The organism is Streptomyces sp. NPDC007205, assembly GCF_040634095.1.
Taxonomy (GTDB): domain Bacteria; phylum Actinomycetota; class Actinomycetes; order Streptomycetales; family Streptomycetaceae; genus Streptomyces.
Map to the genome: position 1 here is coordinate 341,985 of NZ_JBEYEW010000001.1, position 19,881 is coordinate 361,865.

The 19,881-nt window shown below is 73.6% G+C and carries 15 protein-coding genes; 6 read left to right on the forward strand and 9 right to left on the reverse strand.

Annotated elements, in window-relative coordinates:
- Positions 1–7 precede the first annotated feature (7 nt).
- Together ABZ624_RS01565 and ABZ624_RS01570 are read right to left on the reverse strand one after the other, a co-directional pair.
- Positions 8–196 carry a hypothetical protein gene (locus ABZ624_RS01565; protein WP_360081550.1) on the reverse strand — a complete coding sequence of 63 codons (189 nt, stop codon included), beginning with the start codon at positions 194–196 and terminating at the stop codon, positions 8–10.
- A 793-nt stretch (positions 197–989) separates the two neighbouring features.
- Entirely contained in the window at positions 990–1,427 is a 438-nt protein-coding gene (locus tag ABZ624_RS01570) for a MarR family transcriptional regulator (protein WP_360081551.1), read from the reverse strand.
- 125 nt (positions 1,428–1,552) lie between these two features.
- Here ABZ624_RS01570 and ABZ624_RS01575 point away from each other — a divergent pair, with 125 nt between their 5' ends.
- From ABZ624_RS01575 to ABZ624_RS01590, 4 genes are read left to right on the forward strand one after another with little or no spacing between them, the layout of a single operon-like run.
- Positions 1,553–4,594, forward strand: coding sequence for an FAD-linked oxidase C-terminal domain-containing protein (locus ABZ624_RS01575; RefSeq protein ID WP_360081552.1), 3,042 nt, complete (start codon positions 1,553–1,555; stop codon positions 4,592–4,594).
- A 9-nt stretch (positions 4,595–4,603) separates the two neighbouring features.
- Positions 4,604–5,713: an enolase C-terminal domain-like protein gene (locus ABZ624_RS01580; protein ID WP_360081553.1), complete on the forward strand. Its 1,110-nt coding sequence runs from the start codon at positions 4,604–4,606 to the stop codon at positions 5,711–5,713.
- A gap of 14 nt (positions 5,714–5,727) precedes the next feature.
- On the forward strand, positions 5,728–6,738 hold the full coding sequence (locus tag ABZ624_RS01585; RefSeq protein ID WP_360081554.1) for an SDR family oxidoreductase: 1,011 nt from the start codon (positions 5,728–5,730) through the stop codon (positions 6,736–6,738).
- Positions 6,739–6,747: 9 nt separating this feature from the next.
- Positions 6,748–7,248 carry a metallophosphoesterase gene (locus tag ABZ624_RS01590; RefSeq protein WP_360081555.1) on the forward strand — a complete coding sequence of 167 codons (501 nt, stop codon included), beginning with the start codon at positions 6,748–6,750 and terminating at the stop codon, positions 7,246–7,248.
- A gap of 31 nt (positions 7,249–7,279) precedes the next feature.
- Here the strand turns inward: ABZ624_RS01590 and ABZ624_RS01595 are convergent, their stop codons facing one another.
- The 7 genes from ABZ624_RS01595 to ABZ624_RS01625 form a co-directional block, all read right to left on the reverse strand.
- Positions 7,280–7,966 carry an SRPBCC family protein gene (locus ABZ624_RS01595; protein WP_360081556.1) on the reverse strand — a complete coding sequence of 229 codons (687 nt, stop codon included), beginning with the start codon at positions 7,964–7,966 and terminating at the stop codon, positions 7,280–7,282.
- A 21-nt stretch (positions 7,967–7,987) separates the two neighbouring features.
- Positions 7,988–9,091 carry an XdhC/CoxI family protein gene (locus tag ABZ624_RS01600; RefSeq protein ID WP_360082145.1) on the reverse strand — a complete coding sequence of 368 codons (1,104 nt, stop codon included), beginning with the start codon at positions 9,089–9,091 and terminating at the stop codon, positions 7,988–7,990.
- Positions 9,084–10,238, reverse strand: coding sequence for a VWA domain-containing protein (locus ABZ624_RS01605; RefSeq protein WP_360082147.1), 1,155 nt, complete (start codon positions 10,236–10,238; stop codon positions 9,084–9,086). The genes ABZ624_RS01600 and ABZ624_RS01605 overlap by 8 nt, the downstream gene beginning before the upstream one ends.
- 326 nt (positions 10,239–10,564) lie before the next feature.
- Positions 10,565–11,449: a MoxR family ATPase gene (locus ABZ624_RS01610; protein WP_360082149.1), complete on the reverse strand. Its 885-nt coding sequence runs from the start codon at positions 11,447–11,449 to the stop codon at positions 10,565–10,567.
- A gap of 6 nt (positions 11,450–11,455) precedes the next feature.
- On the reverse strand, positions 11,456–12,310 hold the full coding sequence (locus tag ABZ624_RS01615) for a xanthine dehydrogenase family protein subunit M (RefSeq protein WP_360081557.1): 855 nt from the start codon (positions 12,308–12,310) through the stop codon (positions 11,456–11,458).
- Positions 12,307–14,793: a molybdopterin cofactor-binding domain-containing protein gene (locus ABZ624_RS01620; protein WP_360081558.1), complete on the reverse strand. Its 2,487-nt coding sequence runs from the start codon at positions 14,791–14,793 to the stop codon at positions 12,307–12,309. Before ABZ624_RS01620 ends, ABZ624_RS01615 begins: the two co-directional genes overlap by 4 nt.
- Positions 14,790–15,308: a (2Fe-2S)-binding protein gene (locus ABZ624_RS01625; RefSeq protein ID WP_360081559.1), complete on the reverse strand. Its 519-nt coding sequence runs from the start codon at positions 15,306–15,308 to the stop codon at positions 14,790–14,792. Before ABZ624_RS01625 ends, ABZ624_RS01620 begins: the two co-directional genes overlap by 4 nt.
- 250 nt (positions 15,309–15,558) lie before the next feature.
- Here ABZ624_RS01625 and ABZ624_RS01630 point away from each other — a divergent pair, with 250 nt between their 5' ends.
- Both ABZ624_RS01630 and ABZ624_RS01635 read left to right on the forward strand, forming a co-directional pair.
- Complete coding sequence (locus tag ABZ624_RS01630; RefSeq protein WP_360081560.1) at positions 15,559–17,874, forward strand: translation factor GTPase family protein; 2,316 nt, start codon at positions 15,559–15,561, stop codon at positions 17,872–17,874.
- An 83-nt stretch (positions 17,875–17,957) separates the two neighbouring features.
- Positions 17,958–19,841, forward strand: coding sequence for a cellulase family glycosylhydrolase (locus tag ABZ624_RS01635; RefSeq protein WP_360081561.1), 1,884 nt, complete (start codon positions 17,958–17,960; stop codon positions 19,839–19,841).
- Positions 19,842–19,881 lie beyond the last annotated feature (40 nt).

The window sequence follows — 19,881 nt, forward strand, 5'->3', positions numbered from 1 at the left end:
GGGTGGGTCAGACCTTTCGAGGGGTGGTCGTCCGTACGGTGGTGAGCCGGCCGAGCGAGCGGTCCGGCAAGGCTGTCGCCGGCAGCAGGTGAGCCGGCGAGGTGAACAGGGCCGGGCCGTGCAGCCCGGCCGTGCCGGCGCGGTGCGGGCAGAACGCCGCGGTGGCGGCGGACGCGCCCAGCGCGCCGAGGTACATAAGGTCCGCGGCAGTCCGGGGCGCGGGTCCGGCACCCGCAGTTCCCGCGCCGTGGAAGCGGTGGCAGCGGCGGCCGATGTACATGAGGGTCCGCGGCAGTCCGGGGCGCGGGTCCGGCGCCCGCAGTTTCCGCGTCGTGGAAGCGGTGGCAGCGGCGGCCGATGTACATGAAGGTCCGCGGCAGTCCGGGGCGCGGGTCCGGCACCCGCAGTTCCCGCGCCGTGGAAGCGGTGGCAGCGGCGGCCGATGTACATGAAGGTCCGCGGCAGTCCGGGGCGCGGGTCCGGCGCCCGCAGTTTCCGCGCCGTGGAAGCGGTGGCAGCGGCGGCCGACAGCACCGGCAGGCGCCAGCGGTCGGCGCGGGGGGCCTCAGGAACAGCGCCAGCGCGACCAGCAGCAGCGCGAACAGTGCCATGCCGGGCAGGTCGACGGCGCGCCGCCGGGTCCCCGACCGGGGCAGCCGCAGGGTGCCCAGGCGCCAGGCAGACCGCCGGGAGCGGCATGTCGACGGTGAACAGGGCACGCCGACCGCCGAGCCCCGCACCGGCAGACCGCCGCCGACGTCTCTGAGCCCAGCAGGACCCGCGCCGCAGCACGCCCGGTGAAGGCGTGAGGGCGCCCGCCAGGCGGCCGATGACGGGCTGCTCGACGGCCCTGGCCGGACAGTGCGCCGGGACCGGCCGGGCGGGCTCGGCGGGCGGTGCCTGTGAGGCGACACCGATCCGCACCCGGGCGACGGTGGTGAGGGAGGCGCGGCGGGTGGCCTTCCCGGTGTGGCCGGTGAGCCCCGGTGTCACGGCCGCGACAGCCGTTCCATCAGCTCCAGCGCCGTGCGGACGGTCTGCCGTTCCTCCTCGGTGTAGCGGTCCTGGAAGGCACGCGCCAGCCACTCCTCGCGGATCTGCCGGTTGCCCTCGATACGGGCCCGGCCCGCGTCGGTCAGGGTGACCAGCTGGCGGCGGCCGTCGTCCGGGTCGGGAGCGCGCCGGATCAGCCCGTGGTGCTCCAGGGCCGCCAGTGTGGTCGCCATCGACTGCGGGCGTACGCCCTCGGCGGCGGCGAGCGCGCTGGCCGTGGCGGCGCCGTGCTTGCCGACCAGGGTGAGCGCCGACTCCTGGGAAGGGCTGAGGTCGGCGTCCTGGGCGACCTCGCGGATGCGGCGCCGCAGCCGGCTGAACACCACACGCAGATCGCGCGCGGTGCGGGCGGCGGAGTCGGAGATGTCGGCCATGGCGCCCACCCTAGGACCGGCAGCCAGAACTGTCCAGCCCAGACTGTTCAGTTTTGCCTGAGGAATTGCCGGGTACTCGTCCGCCTCGGACAGGGCAGCACGTCGGTGAACTCAAGGGAGCCCAGATGACCCCTGCGGACATGTCCGGCCTGGAGGCGGCGCTGCGCGCCGAGGTGGACGGCGAGGTCCGCTTCGACGCCGGCAGCCGCGGCGCCTACGTCACGGACGGTTCCAACTACCGGCAGGTCCCGCTGGGCGTCGTCGTCCCCCGCACGGTGGAGGCGGGCGCCCGGGCGCTGTCGGTGTGCGCACGCTTCGAGGCCCCCGTCCTCTCCCGGGGCGGGGGCACCAGCCTGGCCGGCCAGTCGACCAACACCGCCGTGGTGATCGACTGGAGCAAGTACTGCACCCGGCTGATCTCCGTCGACCCCGAGCGGCGCACCTGCGTGGTGGAGCCCGGGATCGTCCTCGACGAACTCAACCGCCAACTCGCCGGACACAAGCTCCAGTTCGGGCCGAAACCGTCCACCCACAGCCACTGCGCGCTCGGCGGCATGATCGGCAACAACTCCTGCGGCGCCTCCGCGCAGGCCTACGGCAAGACCGTCGACAACGTCCGGCGCCTGGAGATCCTCACCTACGACGGCCAGCGCGCCTGGGTCGGCCCCACCCCGCCCGACGAACGCGACCGGATCGTCAGCGGCGGCGGGCGGCTCGCCGAGATCTACGCCGGTCTCGACCGCATCGCCACCGAGTACCTCGCCGACATCCGCCGCGGCTACCCGAAGATCCCGCGCCGCGTCTCCGGCTACAACCTCGACTCGCTGCTGCCCGAGAACGGCTTCGACGTGGCCAAGGCACTCGTCGGCAGCGAGGGCACCCTGGTCACCGTCCTGCGCGCCGAACTCGACCTCGTCCCCGTGCCGCCGTACCAGTCGCTGCTCGTCCTCGGCTACGACGACATCTGCGCCGCCGCCGACGACGTCCCCCGGCTGCTGGAGCACTGCTCGCCCAGCCAGCTGGAGGCGCTGGACGGCCGTATGGCCGAGCTGATGCGCGAGGAGGGCGCCTACCTCGACTCCCTGAACGTGCTGCCCGAGGGCGACAGCTGGCTGATGGTCCAGTACAGCGGCGACAGCCAGGAGGACGTCGACGAGCAGGCCCACGCGCTGCTCCGGGCCATCGGCCGCGACGAGAAGGAGAGCACCATCGCCTTCTCCGACGACCCCGAACGCGAGCAGAAGATGCTCAAGGCCCGCGAGGCCGGACTCGGCGTCACCGCGCGCCCGCCGGACGACCGCGAGACCTGGGAGGGCTGGGAGGACTCCGCCGTACCGCCCGACCGGCTCGGCGACTATCTGCGGGACCTGAAGAACCTGTTCGACGAGTTCGACTACGACCACCCGTCGCTGTACGGCCACTTCGGCCAGGGCTGCGTGCACACCCGCATCCCGTTCGGCCTGCGAACCGCCGAAGGTGTGGCGCACTTCCGGCGCTTCGTGGAGCGCGCCGCCGACCTCGTCGCCTCCTACGGCGGCTCCCTGTCCGGCGAGCACGGCGACGGACAGTCCCGCGGCGAACTGCTCACCCGCATGTTCGGCGAGCGGCTCGTCACCGCCTTCGGTGAGCTGAAGGCGCTCTTCGACCCCACGAACCGGATGAATCCCGGCAAGGTCGTCCACCCCAACCCCGTCGACGGCCAGCTGCGGCTGGGCCCCTCCTGGCGGCCGGCCACCCCCTCGACCCACTTCGACTTCCCCGAGGACGAGCACTCCTTCAACCGCGCGGTGATGCGCTGTGTCGGCATCGGCAACTGCCGCGCCCACTCCGGCGGCGTCATGTGCCCCTCCTACCGGGCCACCATGGAGGAGGAGCACTCCACCCGCGGCCGGGCCCGGCTGCTGTTCGAGATGCTCGACGGACACGCCGACTCCGCGATCAAGGACGGCTGGCGCTCCACCGCCGTACGCGACGCTCTCGATCTCTGCCTGGCCTGCAAGGGCTGCAAGTCCGACTGCCCGACCGGCGTCGACATGGCCACCCTCAAGGCGGAGTTCATGTCCCACCACTACGAGGGCCGGATCAGGCCCATGGCTCACTACTCCATGGGCTACCTGCCGGTGTGGGCCCGGCTCTCCCGGCTCGCCCCCTCCGTGGTCAACTCCGCGCTCCACGCGCCCGGCCTGGCCCGCCTCGGCAAGCGGGTCGCCGGCATCGACGAGGCCCGCTCGGCCCCCGTGTTCGCCGAGAAGTCCTTCGTCCAGTGGTGGCAGGCCCACGAGAAGGAGGAGCCGGACCCGGCCGACCCGCGCACCGTGGTGCTGTGGCCGGACACCTTCAGCACCTACTTCCACCCCGCCATCGCGAAGTCGGCCGTACGGGTCCTTCAGGACGCGGGCTTCCGCGTCGCCGTCCCCACCGAGCCGGTGTGCTGCGGCCTGACCTGGATCTCCACCGGCCAACTCGCGGTCGCCAAGAAGGTGTTGACCCGTACCCTCGCGGTGCTCCGCCCCTACCTCGAGGCGGGCACCCCGATCATTGGCCTGGAACCCTCCTGCACGGCCGTCTTCCGCGCCGACGCACCTGAGCTGATGCCCGCCGACCAGGACGTGCAGCGGCTGGCCGGACAGGTCCGCACCTTCGCCGAACAACTCGTCCACCACGCCCCCGAGGACTGGCAGCCACCGCAGCTCGCCCGGCAGGCGACCGTGCAGACCCACTGCCACCAGCACGCCATCATGAAGTTCGACGCCGACCGCGAACTCATGCGCCGCGCCCACCTGGACGCCGAGGTCCTCGACGAGGGCTGCTGCGGCCTCGCCGGCAACTTCGGCTTCGAACGCGGCCACCACGAGGTCTCCATGGCCGTCGCCGAACAGGGCGTCCTGCCCGCCGTACGCGGAGCGGCGCCCGACAGCCTGGTCCTCGCCGACGGCTTCAGCTGCCGCACCCAGATCGAGGAGGGCGGCACCGGCCGCCGCGCCCTGCATCTCGCCGAGGTGCTCGCGCTCGGCCTCGACGGCACCCTGCCCAGCGACCACCCGGAACGCCTGGCCGCCCGCCCGCCCGAGCCCTCCCGCACGGCCCGCTGGACGACGGCCGCCGCCGCGGCGGCCCTGCCCGCGGGCGCCGCACTGGGGCTGCGGCTGCTGCGGCGCCGGAGCTGAGGAGGCGTCATGAGCGACCAGCCGACCGTCGACGCGGTCGAGACCGCCGTCTACACCGTCCCCACCGACACCCCCGAGGCCGACGGCACCCTCGCCTGGGACAAGACCACCCTCGTCCTGGCCACCGTCCGCTCCGGCACCACCACCGGCCTCGGCTACACCTACGCCCCGGCCGCCACCGCCCACGTCGTCCGCGAACTCCTCGCCGGCACGGTCACCGGCCTGACCGCACTCGACGTGCCGCGCGCCAACGAGCGGATGTGCCGGGCCGTACGCAACGCCGGACTGCCCGGCGTGGCCGCCCAGGCCATCGCCGCCGTCGACATCGCCCTGTGGGACCTCAAGGCCCGGCTGCTCGGCCTGCCCCTGGTCGGCCTGCTCGGCGCGGCCCACGACGACGTGCCCGTCTACGGCAGCGGCGGCTTCACCACCTACGACGCCGAGCGCCAGGACCGTCAGCTGCGCGGCTGGGCCGAGGACGAGGGCATCCCCCGCGTCAAGATCAAGATCGCTGAGTCGTGGGGCAGCCGCGAGACCCGCGACCTCGAACGGGTCGCCCGCGCCCGGGCGAGCGTCGGCGACGCGGTCGAGCTGTACGTGGACGCCAACGGCGGCTACACCGGCGGTCAGGCCCTGCGCATCGGCGACGCGCTCGCCGACCACGGCGTCACCTGGTACGAGGAACCGGTCTCCTCCGACCACCTCACCCTGCTCGCGGACCTCCGCAGCCGCCTCCCGATGGACGTCACCGCCGGCGAGTACGGCTACACCCTGCCGTACTTCGAACACATGCTGGCCGCCCACGCGGTCGACTGCCTCCAGGCGGACGTCACCCGCTGCGGCGGCATCACCGTCTGGCTGCGCGCCGCCGCCCTCGCCCACGCGCGCGGCATCGACGTCTCCGGACACTGCGCCCCGCACGCCCACGCGCATGCCGCCGCGGCCGTACCCAACCTGCGCCACCTGGAGTGGTTCCACGACCACGTCCGCATCGAGCGGCTCCTGTTCGACGGCGTCCTCGATCCCGGCGGTGGCAGCATCACGCCGGGCGCCGACGGGGCACCCGGACTGGGCCTGACCCTCGCGGAGGAGCGGGCCCGGCAGTACCGAACGCAGTAGGAGGAGAAGGAAACATGCCCCCCACCGTCGTCATCACCGGCGCCAGCGCCGGCATCGGCCGCGCCACCGCCCGCCTGTACGCCCGGCGCGGCGCGAACGTCGTGCTGGTCGCGCGCGGCGAGGGCGGGCTGGAGGCGGCGGCCGACGAGGTCGCGGCGCTCGGCGGACGCCCGCTCGTGCAGGCGGCCGACGTCGCCGACCCGGCCCGGGTGGAGGCCGTCGCCGACGCCGCCGAGAAGGAGTTCGGCCCGATCGACATCTGGATCAACTGCGCCTTCTCGTCGGTGTTCGCGCCGTTCGACGAGATCACGCCCGAGGAGTTCCAGCGGATCACGGACGTGACCTACCTCGGCTTCGTCAACGGCACCCGGTCCGCCCTGAAGCGCATGCTGCCCCGCGACCGGGGCACGATCGTGCAGGTCGGCTCCGCGCTCGGGGAGCGGTCGATCCCGCTGCAGTCGGCGTACTGCGGCGCCAAGCACGCCATCAACGGCTTCACCTCCTCCCTGCGCACCGAGCTGCTGCACCGCGGCAGCAACGTCCACGTCACCGTCGCCCAGATGCCCGCCGTCAACACGCCCCAGTTCGAGTGGGTGCGCTCCCGGCTGTCCAAGCACCCGATGCCGGTGCCGCCGATCTACCAGCCGGAGGTCGCCGCGCGGGGCGTGGTCTACGCCGCCGATCATCCGCGCCGCAAGCAGTACTACGTAGGCGCCACCACCGTGGCCACCATCTGGGCCAACCGCCTGGTCCCGGCCCTCCTCGACCGCTACCTCGCCCGCACCGGCCTCGACTCCCAGCAGACCGACCGCATCCCGCCGGCCGGCCTGGACAACCTCTTCGAACCGGTGGACACCGAGCGCGTCGACGACCAGGGCGCCCACGGCTCCTTCGACGACAGCGCCCACGCCCGCTCCTGGCAGGAGACCCTGGTCCGGCACCCCGCCGCCACCGCCCTCGGCACCGGCGCCGCCGTACTCGGCGCGGTGAGCGGCATCCGCCGGCTGGCCTCCCGGACGACCTAGGCTGACAGGGTGCGCCTCCTGCTCATGTCCGACACGCACCTGCCCAAGCGCGCCAGGCGGCTCCCCGAGCCGCTGCTCGCCGAACTCCCGCACACCGACGTCGTGTTCCACGCCGGGGACTGGGTGGACACCGCCACCCTCGACCTGCTGGAGAGCCGCAGCCGCCGGCTCGTCGCGGTCTACGGCAACAACGACGGCCCGGAGCTGCGGGCCCGGCTCCCGGAGGTGGCGTACGCCGAACTGGGCGGCCTGCGCTTCGGCGTCGTGCACGAGACCGGCCCCGCCCAGGGCCGCGAGGCCCGCTGCGCCGCCCGCTTCCCGGACCTCGACGTCCTGGTCTTCGGCCACAGCCACATCCCCTGGGACACCACCGCCCCGACCGGCCTGCGCCTGCTCAACCCCGGCTCACCCACCGACCGGCGCCGCCAGCCCCACTGCACCTACCTCACGGCGGCCGTCGCCGACGGCGCGCTCACCGACGTGACCCTGCACCGGCTGCCACAGCGGTAGCGGGCGTGGCATGAACCGCCCACGGGGATGGTCAGTGCCGGGTGTACTCGACACAGCCCCGCGCCCCTGGGCCCTGTCGGCACCGGCGCCGGGTCGGGTGCCCCCTCCTCCGCCACAGCCGCGCCGCCGCCCATACCAGTACGGCCACTGCCGCCGTCAGGGCCGCCGCCCGTTTGGCCACCGGCAGGCCGGCCGTGCGCAGCAGGTCCAGCGGCTCCGGCTCTGACTCCTCCCACTGCTGCGGTTCCTCCTCGGCGGCGGCCGGTGTCGGTGTCCGCTCGGCCAGCCGGCCCGCCAGGCAGGTCGCGAACTGGCTCACCAGGCGGTCGCCCACCTCCGCCAGCACCCCGCGCCCGAACTGCGCCGGGCGCCCGGTCACCGTCAGGTCGGTGCGGACCGACACCGTGGTGGCGCCGTCGTGTTCGGTGAGCGTGCCGGTGACCTTCGCGCGGGCCGTGCCCTGGCCCCGGGTCTCCCGGCCGCTCGCCACCAGCACCATGCGGTGCGCCACCGCGTCCTGTTCCTCGAAGACCGCCGTGCCCCGGTAGGCGACCGTGACCGGGCCGACCCTGACCTTCACCGAGCCGGTCACTTTCTCGCCGTCGTAGTCCTCCACCACCGCGCCCGGCAGACAGGGCGCGACCCGTTCGATGTCGAGGAGCGCGCGCCAGGCGTCGTCGACCGGGACGGGGACGGTGAACTCGTGGTGCAGCTCCATGACCTGCTCCTTGCGGACGCGTCAGACGGGGGTCGGGTGGATGGCCCCGGCGGTCGTCGTCAGGGGCGCGCCGCTGCCGCCCCAGCGCAGGGCGACGATCTCGGCGGCGACGGAGACGGCGACCTCCTCGGGCGTACGGGCCCCCAGGTCGAGCCCGAGCGGCGAGCGCAGCCGGGACAGCTCGGCCTCGGACAGGCCGGCCTCCGTGAGCCGTTCGCGGCGCTCCTCGTGGGTGTGCCGGCTGCCCATCGCCCCGATGTAGGCGGCCGGCCGGCGCAGCGCCTCCTCCAGCAGCGGCACGTCGAACTTCGGGTCGTGGGTGAGGACACAGATCACCGTGCGCTCGTCGGTCTGTGTGCCGGCGAGATAGCGGTGCGGCCAGTCGACCACGACCTCGACGCCCGCCGGGAAGCGCTTGGGCGTGGCGAAGACCGGGCGCGCGTCGCACACGGTCACCCGGTAGCCGAGGAAGTCGCCGATCCGGGCCACGGCGGCGGCGTAGTCGATCGCGCCGAAGACCAGCATGCGCGGCGGCGGCGCGAACGACTGGAGGAACACGGTCACGGCGTCCTCGCGGCGCTCGCCGTGCGGACCGTAGTGCCGCAGGAGCGAGGCGCCGAGCGCCAGCTCACCGCGGGCGTCGGCGGTGACGGCGACGTCGAGGCCGCTCGTGCCCAGCGTGCCCGCTGCCCGGTCCGGCCAGACGGCGCGCGTGGCGCCGCGCGGCGCGGGTCCGTCCACCACCGTGGCCACCGTCACCGGCTCGCCCCCGGCGACCGATGCGGCGATCGCGCCGAACTCCGGGTCCGACCGCGAGGTCACCGGCCGTACCAGCAGGGTGATCTCACCGCCGCAGGTGAGCCCGACCGCGAACGCGTCCTCGTCGCTGTAGCCGAACGTCTCCAGACGGGCCTCGCCGCTCGCCACCACCTCCTGGGCGAGCTCGAACACCGCGCCCTCCACACAGCCCCCGGACACGCTTCCCAGGACCTCGTCGTCCGGGCCCACCGCCATGGCGGCGCCGGGGCCGCGCGGCGCGCTGCGGCTGACCGCGACGACCGTGGCCAGCCCGAACGGAACACCGGCCGCGTGCCAGCGCGCCAGCGCCGGCAGGATCTCACGCACCATCCGCTCCTCTCACCGGGACCACCGGGACCACCGGGACCACCGGGCCCGCACCGGCCCGAGCACCGCGCACCACCGCCGCCAGCCGCTCCAGCGCCGCCAGGCTGTGCCCCTCGACGAACGCGTCCACGCTCGGCAGGGCCGCCGCCATCCCGGCGGCCAGCGGCGCGTAACCGGGGCGCGCCTTGCGCGGGTTCGCCCAGACCACCTGGTGGGCCAGGGCGTGCAGGCGGCGCATCTGCTGCCCGAGCAGCTCCGGATCGCCGCGCTCCCAGCCGTCCGAGAGCAGCACGACGATCGCCCCGCGCGCCATCCCGCGCTGCCCCCAGCGGTTCAGGAACTCGCGCACCAGCTCGCCGAGCCGGGTGCCGCCGCGCCAGTCGGGCACGGCCGCCGCGACCGCCGCCATCGCCAGGTCGGGGTCGCGGTGCGAGAGTTCCCGGGTCACGCGGGTCAGCCGGGTGCCGATGGTGAACACCTCGGTGCGGCCCGCGCGCACCGCCGCGTGCGCGAACCGCAGCAGCGCGTCGGCGTACGGCGCCATCGAGCCGCTCACGTCGACGAGCAGCACCACCCGGCGGGGCCGCTGCACCCGCGTGTGCCGCCGCAGCCGGGCCGGCTCCCCGCCCCGCCGCAGCAACTCCCGTACGGTACGGCGCGGATCGACCTCGCCGCGCCGGGCGGGCCTGCGCCGCGCCGAGCGCCGGGTCTGCCCGTGCAGCGCGAACGCAGCCAGCAGACGGCGCAGTTGGGCACGCTCGGCGGCGTCCAGCTCGCCCATGTCACGGTGCCGCAGCACCTCGGCCGAGCTGGCGAGCGCGGCGACCGGCGGTCCCGGCGGTTCCCCTTCGCCCGGTGCGGGCGGGCCGTACGGCGCCTGCCGGCCGACGAGCCGGAGCCGGGGCGGGGCAGTGGCGCGCACCGGGCGTGGGGCCGGCTCGCCGGAGGGCCCGAAGTAGGCGGCGAACACCCGCTCGTACCGCTCCAGATCGTCGTGCCCGCCGCACAGCGTCGCCCGCCCCGCCCAGTACACGTCCGCGCGGACCCCCGGCCGCAGTGCGCTCACGGCACGCAGGAACGCGTACAGACGCTCGCTGCTCGCGTCGACACCCGCGGCCCGCAGCGCCCGCACGAACCCGAGCAACACGGCATCCGCCCCGAGCTGCTCGGCGTCGGCCCCGAGTCGGCGGGGAGCTGTCCCGGGCGGGTCTGTGTCCGTCTCGGCTTGTTCGGCGCCCGCCCCAAGCCGCTCGGCGCCGGCCCCAACCCGTTCGGTGTCCGTCCCGGGCGGGTCGGTGTGCGTTCCGGGGCGGTCGGGGTCGTTCCCGAGCCGTTCTGCGTCCGCTGGGAGTCGTTCGGCGTGTGTCCCGCGCAGATCCGCAGGGGTGGGGTGCGGTCGTGAGCCGGTGACGTGCGGTACCGCGTCCGCTCCCGGCGGAAGGTTCGCGCCGCTCCCGGTCGTGGCCATCGCCCTCACCCGCCCCGGGCCGCGAGAACCGCCGCGAGATCGAGCCCCCGTGCCCGGTCCGCGTCCTCCCGGTACTTCAGTACCGAGCCCAGCGTCGCCACCGCCAGCTCCGCGTCCACCTCGCTCGCCCCCAGCGCGTCCAGGGCCTCGGCCCAGTCCAGGGTCTCGGCCACGCCGGGCGGTTTGAGCAGGTCCGCGCCGCGCAGCGCCTGCACCAGCGCCGTGACCTGCTCGGCCAGCCGCGCCGACACCCCGGGCAACCGGCGCCGCACGATGGCCAGTTCGCGGGCGAAGGAGGGATGGTCGAACCAGTGGTACAGGCAGCGCCGTTTCAGCGCGTCGTGCACCTCCCGGGTCCGGTTGGAGGTCAGGACGACGACCGGCGGGTCCTCGGCGCGCAGCGTGCCCAGCTCCGGGATCGTGACCGAGTACTCGGACAGCAGCTCCAGCAGGAACGCCTCGAACTCGTCGTCGGCCCGGTCGATCTCGTCGACCAGCAGCACCGACGGCTGGGTCTGGAGGGCCTGGAGCAACGGCCGGGCGATCAGGAAACGGCGGTCGTACAGCTCGCTCTCCAGGCGCTCCGCGTCCGTCACCCCGGCCGCCTCGGCGGCTCTCAGGTGCAGCAGCTGACGCGGGAAGTCCCAGTCGTACAGGGCCTGCGAGGCGTCGATGCCCTCGTGGCACTGCAGCCGGATCAGCGGCGCGCCCAGCGCCTGGGCCAGGGCGGCGGCGAGCGCGGTCTTGCCCACCCCCGCGTCGCCCTCGCAGAACAGCGGCCGGTGCAGCCTCAGGGCCAGGTAACAGGTGACGGCGAGCCCTTCGTCGACGAGGTACCCCGTCTCCTCCAGGAGGGCCCGCACCTGCTCCGGGTCGTCGATCCGGATGATCGGCGCTCACCCCATTCCGGTGGCGGTCAGCACCGCCCGCCGGGTCAGCACCCGGGCCAGGTGCTGGCGGTACTCGGGCGAGGCGGCCAGGTCCTGCGAGGGCCGGGTGCCCTCGGCCGCCGCCTCGGCGGCCCGGGCCACGGCCTCGGGGCCGTCGGCGCCGGACAGCGCCTGTTCGGCCGCGGTGGCCCGCAGCGGGGTGGAGCCCATGTTGGTCAGTCCGATGCGGGCCTCGGTGACGCGCCCGTCGTCGCACCGGACCAGCGCGGCGACGCCGACGATGGCCCAGGACTGGGCGACCGGGTGGAACTTCTCGTAGTGGAAGTCCCAGCCGTCCGTCTTCGGGATCCGCACCTCCGTCAACAGTTCGTCGGGGGCGAGCGCGGACTGGAGGTAGTCGACGAAGAACTCCCGGGCCGGGATCGTGCGCCGGCCGCCCGGACCGGTCACGACCAGGTCGGCGTCCAGGGCCAGGGCCACGGCGGGCAGGTCACCGGCCGGGTCGGCGTGCGCCAGCGAGCCGCCGAGGGTGCCCCGGTGCCGGACGGCCGGGTCGGCGACCGTGGCCGTCGCCTCGGCCAGCAGCCCGGCGTGCTCGCGCACCAGCGGGTCGTGGACCACCTCGTGGTGCGTGGTCAGCGCGCCGATGACGAGCGTGTCACCGTCCTCGCGGACCCCGCGCAGCTCGGGGATCCGGCCGACGTCCACGACGAGTTCCGGGAAGGCCAGCCGCAGCCGCAGCAGCGGCAGCAGGCTCTGCCCGCCGGCCAGCACCTTCGCCTCCTCGCCCGCGTCGGCGAGTGCGCGGACCGCCTCGTCCACGCTCGTGGGACGGGTGTACTCGAACGCGGGGGGAATCATGCCGAACCCTCCTCACCGGGCTGACCGTACTGACCCAGCTCGCCGGACTGCGCGGCCTGTCCGGACTGCCCGGACTGCGCCTGACCCGTGCCGCCGGTCGCACCGGTCCCGCCGGCCCCACCGGACCGGGCCTGCTGAATCGCCTGCCACACCCGGTGCGGCGAGCACGGCATCCGCACGTCCCGCACGCCGAGCGGCCTGAGCGCGTCCACGACGGCGTTGACCACGGCGGGCGTCGACGCGATCGTCCCCGCCTCACCGACTCCCTTGACGCCCAGGGCGTTCGACGTCGCCGGTGTCTCCGTCCGGTCGGTCGTGAAGTCCGGCAGGTCGGCCGCCGACGGCACGAGATAGTCGGCCAGGGTGCCGGAGACGAGGTTGCCGTCGGCGTCGTACACGGCCTCCTCGTACAGCGCCTGCCCGATGCCCTGCGCGAGTCCGCCGTGCACCTGCCCCTCGACGATCATCGGGTTGACGACGTGGCCCACGTCGTCGACGCAGACGTACGACCGGATCCTGGTCTTCCCGGTCTCCGTGTCGACCTCGACCGCGCACAGGTGGGTGCCGTGCGGGTAGGAGAAGTTCTCCGGGTCCACGACGTGCTCCGCGTTGATGGTGGGCTCGACGCCGTCGGGCAGGTCGTGGTTGGTGAACGCCTCGAACGCGATCTCCTGGATGGTCCTACGTGCTTCCGGCGAGCCCTTGACGGAGAACACGCCGCCGCTGAACTCCAGGTCCTGCTCGCTGGCCTCCAGCAGGTGGGCGGCGACCTTCCGGGCCTTGTCGACGACCGTCCTCGCGGCGCGGTGCACGGCCTCGCCGCCGACGGCCAGCGACCGGGAGCCGTAGGTGTCCATGCCCTGCGGGACCGCCTTGGTGTCTCCGTGCAGCACCTCGACGTCCTCGAAGGGCACGCCCAGCACATCGGCCGCGATCTGGCTCCAGCAGGTCTCGTGGCCCTGTCCGTGCGGGCTGGTGCCGGTGACGACCTCGACCTTGCCGGTGGGCAGCATGCGGATGCTCGCCGCCTCCCAGCCGCCGGCCCCGTACCTGAGGTCGCGCAGCACCCGGCTCGGCGCGAGACCGCACATCTCGGTGTACGTCGACACGCCGATGCCGAGCCGTACCGGGTCGCCGCGCTCGGTGCGCTCCCGCTGTTCGGCGCGCAGGTCGTCGTAGCCGAACAGGGCGAGCGCCTTCTCGGTGGCCGCCTCGTAGTTGCCGCTGTCGTAGGTCAGTCCGGCGATCGTGGTGTACGGGAACTCCTCGTGCCGGATCCAGTTGCGGCGCCTCAACTCGACGGGGTCCAGGCCCAGTTCGGCCGCCAGCTCGTCCATGATCCGCTCGATGGCGAAGGTCGCCTCGGGGCGTCCGGCGCCGCGGTAGGCGTCGGTGGGGGTGCGGGTGGTGAACACGCCGGTGCAGGTGAACTCGTAGGCGTCCATCTTGTAGATCGCCGGGTACATGAAGGCGCCGAGGATCGGGATGCCCGGGGTGACCAGCATCAGATAGGCGCCCATGTCGGCGATGAGGTCCACCTTCAGCCCGAGCAGCTTTCCCTCGCGGGTGGCGGCGATCTCGATGTCCTGGATCACGCCGCGGCCGTGGTGGGTGGCGAGCGCGCCCTCGGAGCGGGACTCGGTCCACTTCACCGGCCGGCCGAGCTTGCGGGCGACCGCGAGGGCGAGAACCTCCTCGCCGTACACCTGGAGCTTGGAACCGAAGCCGCCGCCCACGTCCGGGGCGATCACCCGCAGCTTGTGCTCCGGGATGCCGGTGACGGTCGCGAGCATGATCCGCAGGATGTGCGGGATCTGGGTCGCCGAGTGGACCGTGTACTCGCCGGAGGCGGCGAGCGGGGTGACGACCACCGAGCGCGGCTCCATCGCGTTGGGGATCAGCCGCTGCTGGTGGTAGCGGCGCTTCAGCGTCACCTCGGCGCGTTCCCGCACCGCGTCGAAGCTCTCGCCGGTGGCGAGCGGCCAGGTGTAGCAGCGGTTGGTGCCCTTGTCGGAATGGACCAGCGGGGCACCCTCGGCGAGCGCGGCCTCCGGGTCGAGGACCGGGGGCAGCGGGTCGTAGTCGACCTCGACGGCCTCCAGCGCGTCGGCGGCGGCGTACCGGTCGCGGGCCACCACCACCGCCACCGGGTCGCCGGCGTGGCGGACCTCGTCGACGGCGACGGCCGGATGGTCGGGCAGCACCATGTCCTCGGTCACCGGCCAGGCGCACGGCAGTGAGCCCAGCCCCTCGGCGAGGTCGGCGCCGCTGAACGCCGCGACGACACCGGGCCGTTCGAGGGCGGGGGAGACGTCGACGCGGGTGAGGCGGGCGTGGGCCATCGGGCTGCGCAGGATCGCCAGGTGCAGGAGCCCTGCCATCTGGATGTTGTCGGTCCAGTTGGTCTGGCCGGTGATCAGCCGGGCGTCCTCCTTGCGCAGGCGGGCGCGGCCGACCTCGCGTTCGACGGCCTGGTCGGTCATGCCGTGACCTCCTCGGTGACCTGGTGTCCAGAGGTGTCCTGCTGTCCGGAAGTGTCCTGCTGTCCGGACGCGGCGAGCACCGCGCGGACGATGTTCTGGTAACCGGTGCAGCGGCAGAGGTTCCCCTCCAGGGCCTTGCGGACCTCCTCCGGGCCGGGGTGCGGGTTCTCGCGGAGCAGATCGCGCGCCGCCATGATCATGCCCGGGGTGCAGTAGCCGCACTGCAGGCCGTGCTTCTCGTGGAACGCGCGCTGCAGCGGTGTCCACTCACCGTCCTGCGCGAGCCCCTGGATCGTCGTCACCTCGCACCCGTCCGCCTGCACGGCGAGCACCGAGCAGCTCTTCACGCTCGCCCCGTCCAGGTCGACCGTGCACGTTCCGCAGTTGGAGGTGTCGCAGCCGATCGGGGTGCCGGTCAGGCCGAGGCGGTCGCGGAGGTAGTGGGCCAGGAGGAGACGGGGTTCCACGTCGTCCTCGTAGGTCGTGCCGTCCACGTTCACCGAGATGCGGGTCATGGGCCCTCCAGGTCGTGCGGAAGAGGGTTTTTCAGCCACCTGGCGTGATGTACGTCACCCTACGACCGCGCCCCGGACGGGGCGAGTGCTGCACCCCGGGCGCTTGTTGAGCGTTAATCCATTGCTGTCGGGTGCCGGTGTCTGCTGCACTGGCCGTCACCCGTCGTCACACAGAGAGGACCAGCGATGCGCGCTGCGTGCATGTCCGCCCAGGAAGGAACCCACTCCGTGCCGAAGGACATCACGCTCAGTGCATCTGCTCAATCTCGGAATCCTCGCCCATGTCGACGCCGGTAAGACCAGCCTGACCGAACGGCTGCTGCACACCGCCGGAGTGATCGACGAGCTCGGCAGCGTCGACGCCGGCAGCACCACCACCGACACGCTCGCGCTGGAGCGGCAGCGCGGTATCACCATCAAGTCCGCCGTCGTGTCGTTCCCGCTCGACGGCGTCACCGTCAACCTCCTCGACACCCCCGGTCACCCGGACTTCATCGCCGAGGTCGAGCGGGTGCTCGGCGTGCTCGACGGCGCCGTCCTGGTCGTCTCGGCCGTCGAGGGCGTCCAGGCGCAGACACGGGTGCTGATGCGCACCCTGCGCCGGCTGTGCATCCCCACCCTGATCTTCGTCAACAAGATCGACCGGCGAGGTGCCCGTGAGGAGGCGGTGCTCCGCCAGATGGCCCACCGGCTGGCCGTACCGCTCGTTCCGACGGGCCGGGCCGCCGGTCTCGGCACCCGCGCCGCCCGCTTCGTACCCGGCCTCGGCCCGGCCGTGCCGGAGGCGCTCGCCGACCACGACGACGACCTGCTCGCCGCATACCTCGACGGCGGTGTGCCCGCGGCCCGCCTGCGAGCCGCGCTGGCCGCGCAGACCCGGCGCGCACTGGTCCATCCGGTGTACTTCGGCTCCGCCATCACCGGCGCGGGCGTGCCGGAGCTGATCGCCGGCATCGAACACCTGCTGCCCACCGCCGACGGCGACCCCGCCGGCCCCCTGTCGGCCACGGTCTTCAAGGTCGAACGCGGCCCGGCGGGGGAGAAGGTGGCCTACGCCCGCGTCTTCTCGGGCACCTTGCACGTCCGCGACCGCATCCCGTTCGGCGAGGGCGCAGAGGAGGAGGCGGCCACCGCTGCCCCTGATCGGGACGCCGACGGCCGTACGGCGGCCCGGACCACCGGCGATCGCGAGCCGGGGCGCACCGCGGACGGCCGAGGGCAAGGCCTGGGGCGGGCCGCCGGCGGTCGGGGGGAGGGGCGTCCGGGGGGTGAGGGTGCCGATGGTCCGGTGGGAAGGCATGCCTGCGACGGGCCGGTCGAGGGCCGTCCCGGCGACGGCCGTAGACGTGCGGTTGCGCAGGTGGCCGGCGGTCGGCGGAGAGGCCGCCCGCAGGTCGGCGGTGCCGACGGCCCGGCGGCGGGCCGGGGTGCCCGGCGTCGTTCCGTGGGCCGCGTCACCGGGCTCAGCGTGTTCGACGGCGGCACCGATGTGCGCCGGGACAGCGCCGGTGCCGGGCGGATCGTCAAGGTGTGGGGACTCGGCGGGATCCGGATCGGCGACGCGCTCGGCCGGCCGAGGCCGGCGTACGTGCACCACTTCGCGCCGCCCACCCTGGAGACCGTCGTCGTCCCCGGCCCCGGCACGGACCGGCGCTCCCTGCACCTCGCCCTCACCCAGCTCGCCGAGCAGGACCCGCTCATCGCGGTACGGCACGACGACCTGCGCGGGGAGACCTCCGTGTCCCTGTACGGCGAGGTGCAGAAGGAGGTCATCCAGGCGACCCTCGCCGAGGAGTACGGCCTGGGCGTCACCTTCCGCGAGACGACGACCCTGTGCATCGAACGGCCGGCCGGCACCGGGCACGCCGTGGAGTTCAACAAGAAGGACGCCAACCCGTTCCTGGCCACCGTCGGCCTGCGCGTCGAGCCCGCACCGCCCGGCTCCGGCGTGCGGTTCCGGCTGGAGGTGGAGCTCGGCTCGATGCCGTACGCCTTCTTCAAGGCCGTCGAGGACACCGTCCGCGAGACGCTCGGCCAGGGACTGCACGGCTGGCAGGTCCCCGACTGCACGGTCACCATGACCCACTCCGGCTACTCGCCCCGGCAGAGCCACGCCCATCAGGGCTTCGACAAGAGCATGTCGAGCACCGGTTACGACTTCCGGGGCCTGACCCCGCTGGTCCTGTCCGAGGCGCTGCGCCGGGCCGGCACGCTGGTGCACGAGCCCCTGCACCGCTTCCGGCTCGAAGCCCCGGCCGACACACTCGGCGCGCTGCTCCCGGTGCTCGCCCGGCTCGGTGCCGTACCGGAGACCACCGCCGTACCGGAGTCCACCGCCGCACCCGGCACGGCCGTCGTGCTGGAGGGCACGGTGCCGGCTGCCCGGGTGCACGAGCTGGAGCAGCGGCTACCCGGTCTCACCCGGGGCGAGGGGGAGCTGGAGACGGCCTTCGACCACTACGCGCCGGTCGCCCGGGGCGCGGTTCCCGAGCGGCCGCGGACCGACCACAACCCGCTGAACCGGAAGGAGTACCTGCTGAACGTGGTGCGCAGGGTGGCCGACTGAGCCAAGTGAGCCGGCTGACAGTCAACTTACTTCCGAGTCAGGTGGTATTGACGCTGTCCGGACGGCGCCGGACTGTGGTGGACATGCCGAATATCCGGGTGCGTCTGCTGGTTGTCCTGGTCGTCCTCTGCGGATTCCCGACGGTGGCGGGCCTCCCGCCCGCCACCGCCACCCCGGCCCTCCTCGCCGCCACCCCGGCCCGCCCCGCCGACTCCCTCTGGTTCGACGGTGCCCCGCTCACCGTGCAGGGCGGCCGTTTCACCGACGGCCAGGGGCGTGAGATCGTCCTGCGCGGCTTCAACGTCTCCGGCGAGACCAAGCTGGAGGAGAACGGCGGCCTGCCCTTCGCCTCGGTCGCCGACGCCCGGAAGTCCGCGACCGCGCTGCGTGCCCTCGGCGGCGCGAACACGGTCCGCTTCCTGCTCTCCTGGGCGCACGCCGAACCCGCACACGGCCAGGTCGACACCGGCTACCTCGCCGCCGTCACCGAGCAGATGCGCGCCTTCCTGAACGCGGGCATCCGCGTCTTCCCCGACTTCCACCAGGACCTGTACTCCCGCCACCTCTTCACCGGCGGCAGCTGGTACACGGGTGACGGCTCCCCCAAGTGGGCGGTGAGTGCCGGCAGTTACCCGGCCGAGTCCTGCGGCATCTGTCTCTTCTGGGGCCAGAACATCACCCAGAACGCGGCCGTGCAGCAGGCGCAGCGAGACTTCTGGCACGATGCCCACGGCCTCCAGGACGCCTTTCTCGCCACCGCCCAGACGACCATGACCTATCTTCAACAGCACCTCAGCGCCGTGGAGTTCGCGGACATCGCCGGCTTCGACCCGTACAACGAGCCCTACGCGGGCTCCTACGACTCCGGGCAGACCTCCCGCACCTGGGAGAAGGACCTGCTGTGGCCGTTCTACGAGAAGTTCCGCGCCCGTATGGACGCCGCCGGCTGGCAGGACAAGCCCGCCTTCGTGGAGCCCAACCTCTTCTGGAACGCCGACATCTCCACCCAGAAGCAGGAGGGCGGCCTGCTGGACGCGGGCACGCTCGGCCAGGGGTATGTCTTCAACACCCACTTCTACGACCAGAAGGCGATCTCCGGCATCCTGATGTGGGGCAAGGCCGCCGACGGCCAGTACGCCTCCGACTTCGCCGCCGTCCGCGACCGCGCCGCGGCCGCCGGCACCGCCGCCGTGGTCAGCGAGTTCGGCCACCCCCTGTCCGGCACGGTGTCCGACAAGGCGCCGACCGTGCTCAAGGCCATGTACCAGGCCCTCGACTCCCGCCTGCCGGGCGCGAGTTGGTGGAGCGACCCGGCGGCCTCCGGCCCGGTGCTCTCCGGCACCCAGTGGCAGTGGGACCTGTACAACGGCCGGCACCACGAGCTGATGAACGGCAACCCCGGCAAGGTGCTCACCTCCAAAGACGCCTGGAACGACGAGGACCTGTCCGCCGTACGGCTGGACGACTCGGGCAACGCCGCCCTGCGCCAGGACGCCCGGCTGCTGGACCGCCTCTACCCGAGCGCCACGGCCGGCGCGCCCCTCGCCTTCACTTACGAGGACCGCTCCCGCGACGGCTCGACGACCCTCACCTGGAACCCGGTGCCGCGTTCTCTCCCGAACGTTTCCCGACTGGTGGGCTCCGGCCAGTACGGGCTGCTGGTCTGGCGCTCCGGCGACGGCAGCGCGCCCACCGAACTGCACCTGCCCGCTTCCTTCCCCACCGCGTCGACCACCGTCGTCTCCGACCTGGGCGCGACGTACGCCCCGCCCGCCTACAGCGCCTCCGCCCCGGTCGCCGTCGCTCCCGAGCCGGGCGGCACGGGCAGCCGCCGCCTGCTGCTCACCGACCAGGACTCCGGTGTCCGGCACTTCGCGCTGGTGACCAACGGGGCCACGGCGCCCTCGGCGGACCTGCTGGCCGCGGCCCGGTCCGAGCTGGCCGCGTGGGCGGCGGCGCACTTGTGAACAGGGCACCGCACAAGCCGTACGGCCCCCGGGAGGAGTG

Excerpts from the sequence above, each read along its gene's own strand:
- ABZ624_RS01620 (WP_360081558.1), bottom strand. The coding sequence starts at position 14,793 with ATGACCGACCAGGCCGTCGAACGCGAGGTCGGCCGCGCCCGCCTGCGC.
- ABZ624_RS01565 (WP_360081550.1), bottom strand. The coding sequence starts at position 196 with ATGTACCTCGGCGCGCTGGGCGCGTCCGCCGCCACCGCGGCGTTCTGC.
- ABZ624_RS01615 (WP_360081557.1), bottom strand. The coding sequence starts at position 12,310 with ATGATTCCCCCCGCGTTCGAGTACACCCGTCCCACGAGCGTGGACGAG.
- ABZ624_RS01575 (WP_360081552.1), top strand. The coding sequence starts at position 1,553 with ATGACCCCTGCGGACATGTCCGGCCTGGAGGCGGCGCTGCGCGCCGAG.
- ABZ624_RS01595 (WP_360081556.1), bottom strand. The coding sequence starts at position 7,966 with ATGGAGCTGCACCACGAGTTCACCGTCCCCGTCCCGGTCGACGACGCC.
- ABZ624_RS01580 (WP_360081553.1), top strand. The coding sequence starts at position 4,604 with ATGAGCGACCAGCCGACCGTCGACGCGGTCGAGACCGCCGTCTACACC.
- ABZ624_RS01635 (WP_360081561.1), top strand. The coding sequence starts at position 17,958 with ATGCCGAATATCCGGGTGCGTCTGCTGGTTGTCCTGGTCGTCCTCTGC.
- ABZ624_RS01585 (WP_360081554.1), top strand. The coding sequence starts at position 5,728 with ATGCCCCCCACCGTCGTCATCACCGGCGCCAGCGCCGGCATCGGCCGC.
- ABZ624_RS01625 (WP_360081559.1), bottom strand. The coding sequence starts at position 15,308 with ATGACCCGCATCTCGGTGAACGTGGACGGCACGACCTACGAGGACGAC.
- ABZ624_RS01570 (WP_360081551.1), bottom strand. The coding sequence starts at position 1,427 with ATGGCCGACATCTCCGACTCCGCCGCCCGCACCGCGCGCGATCTGCGT.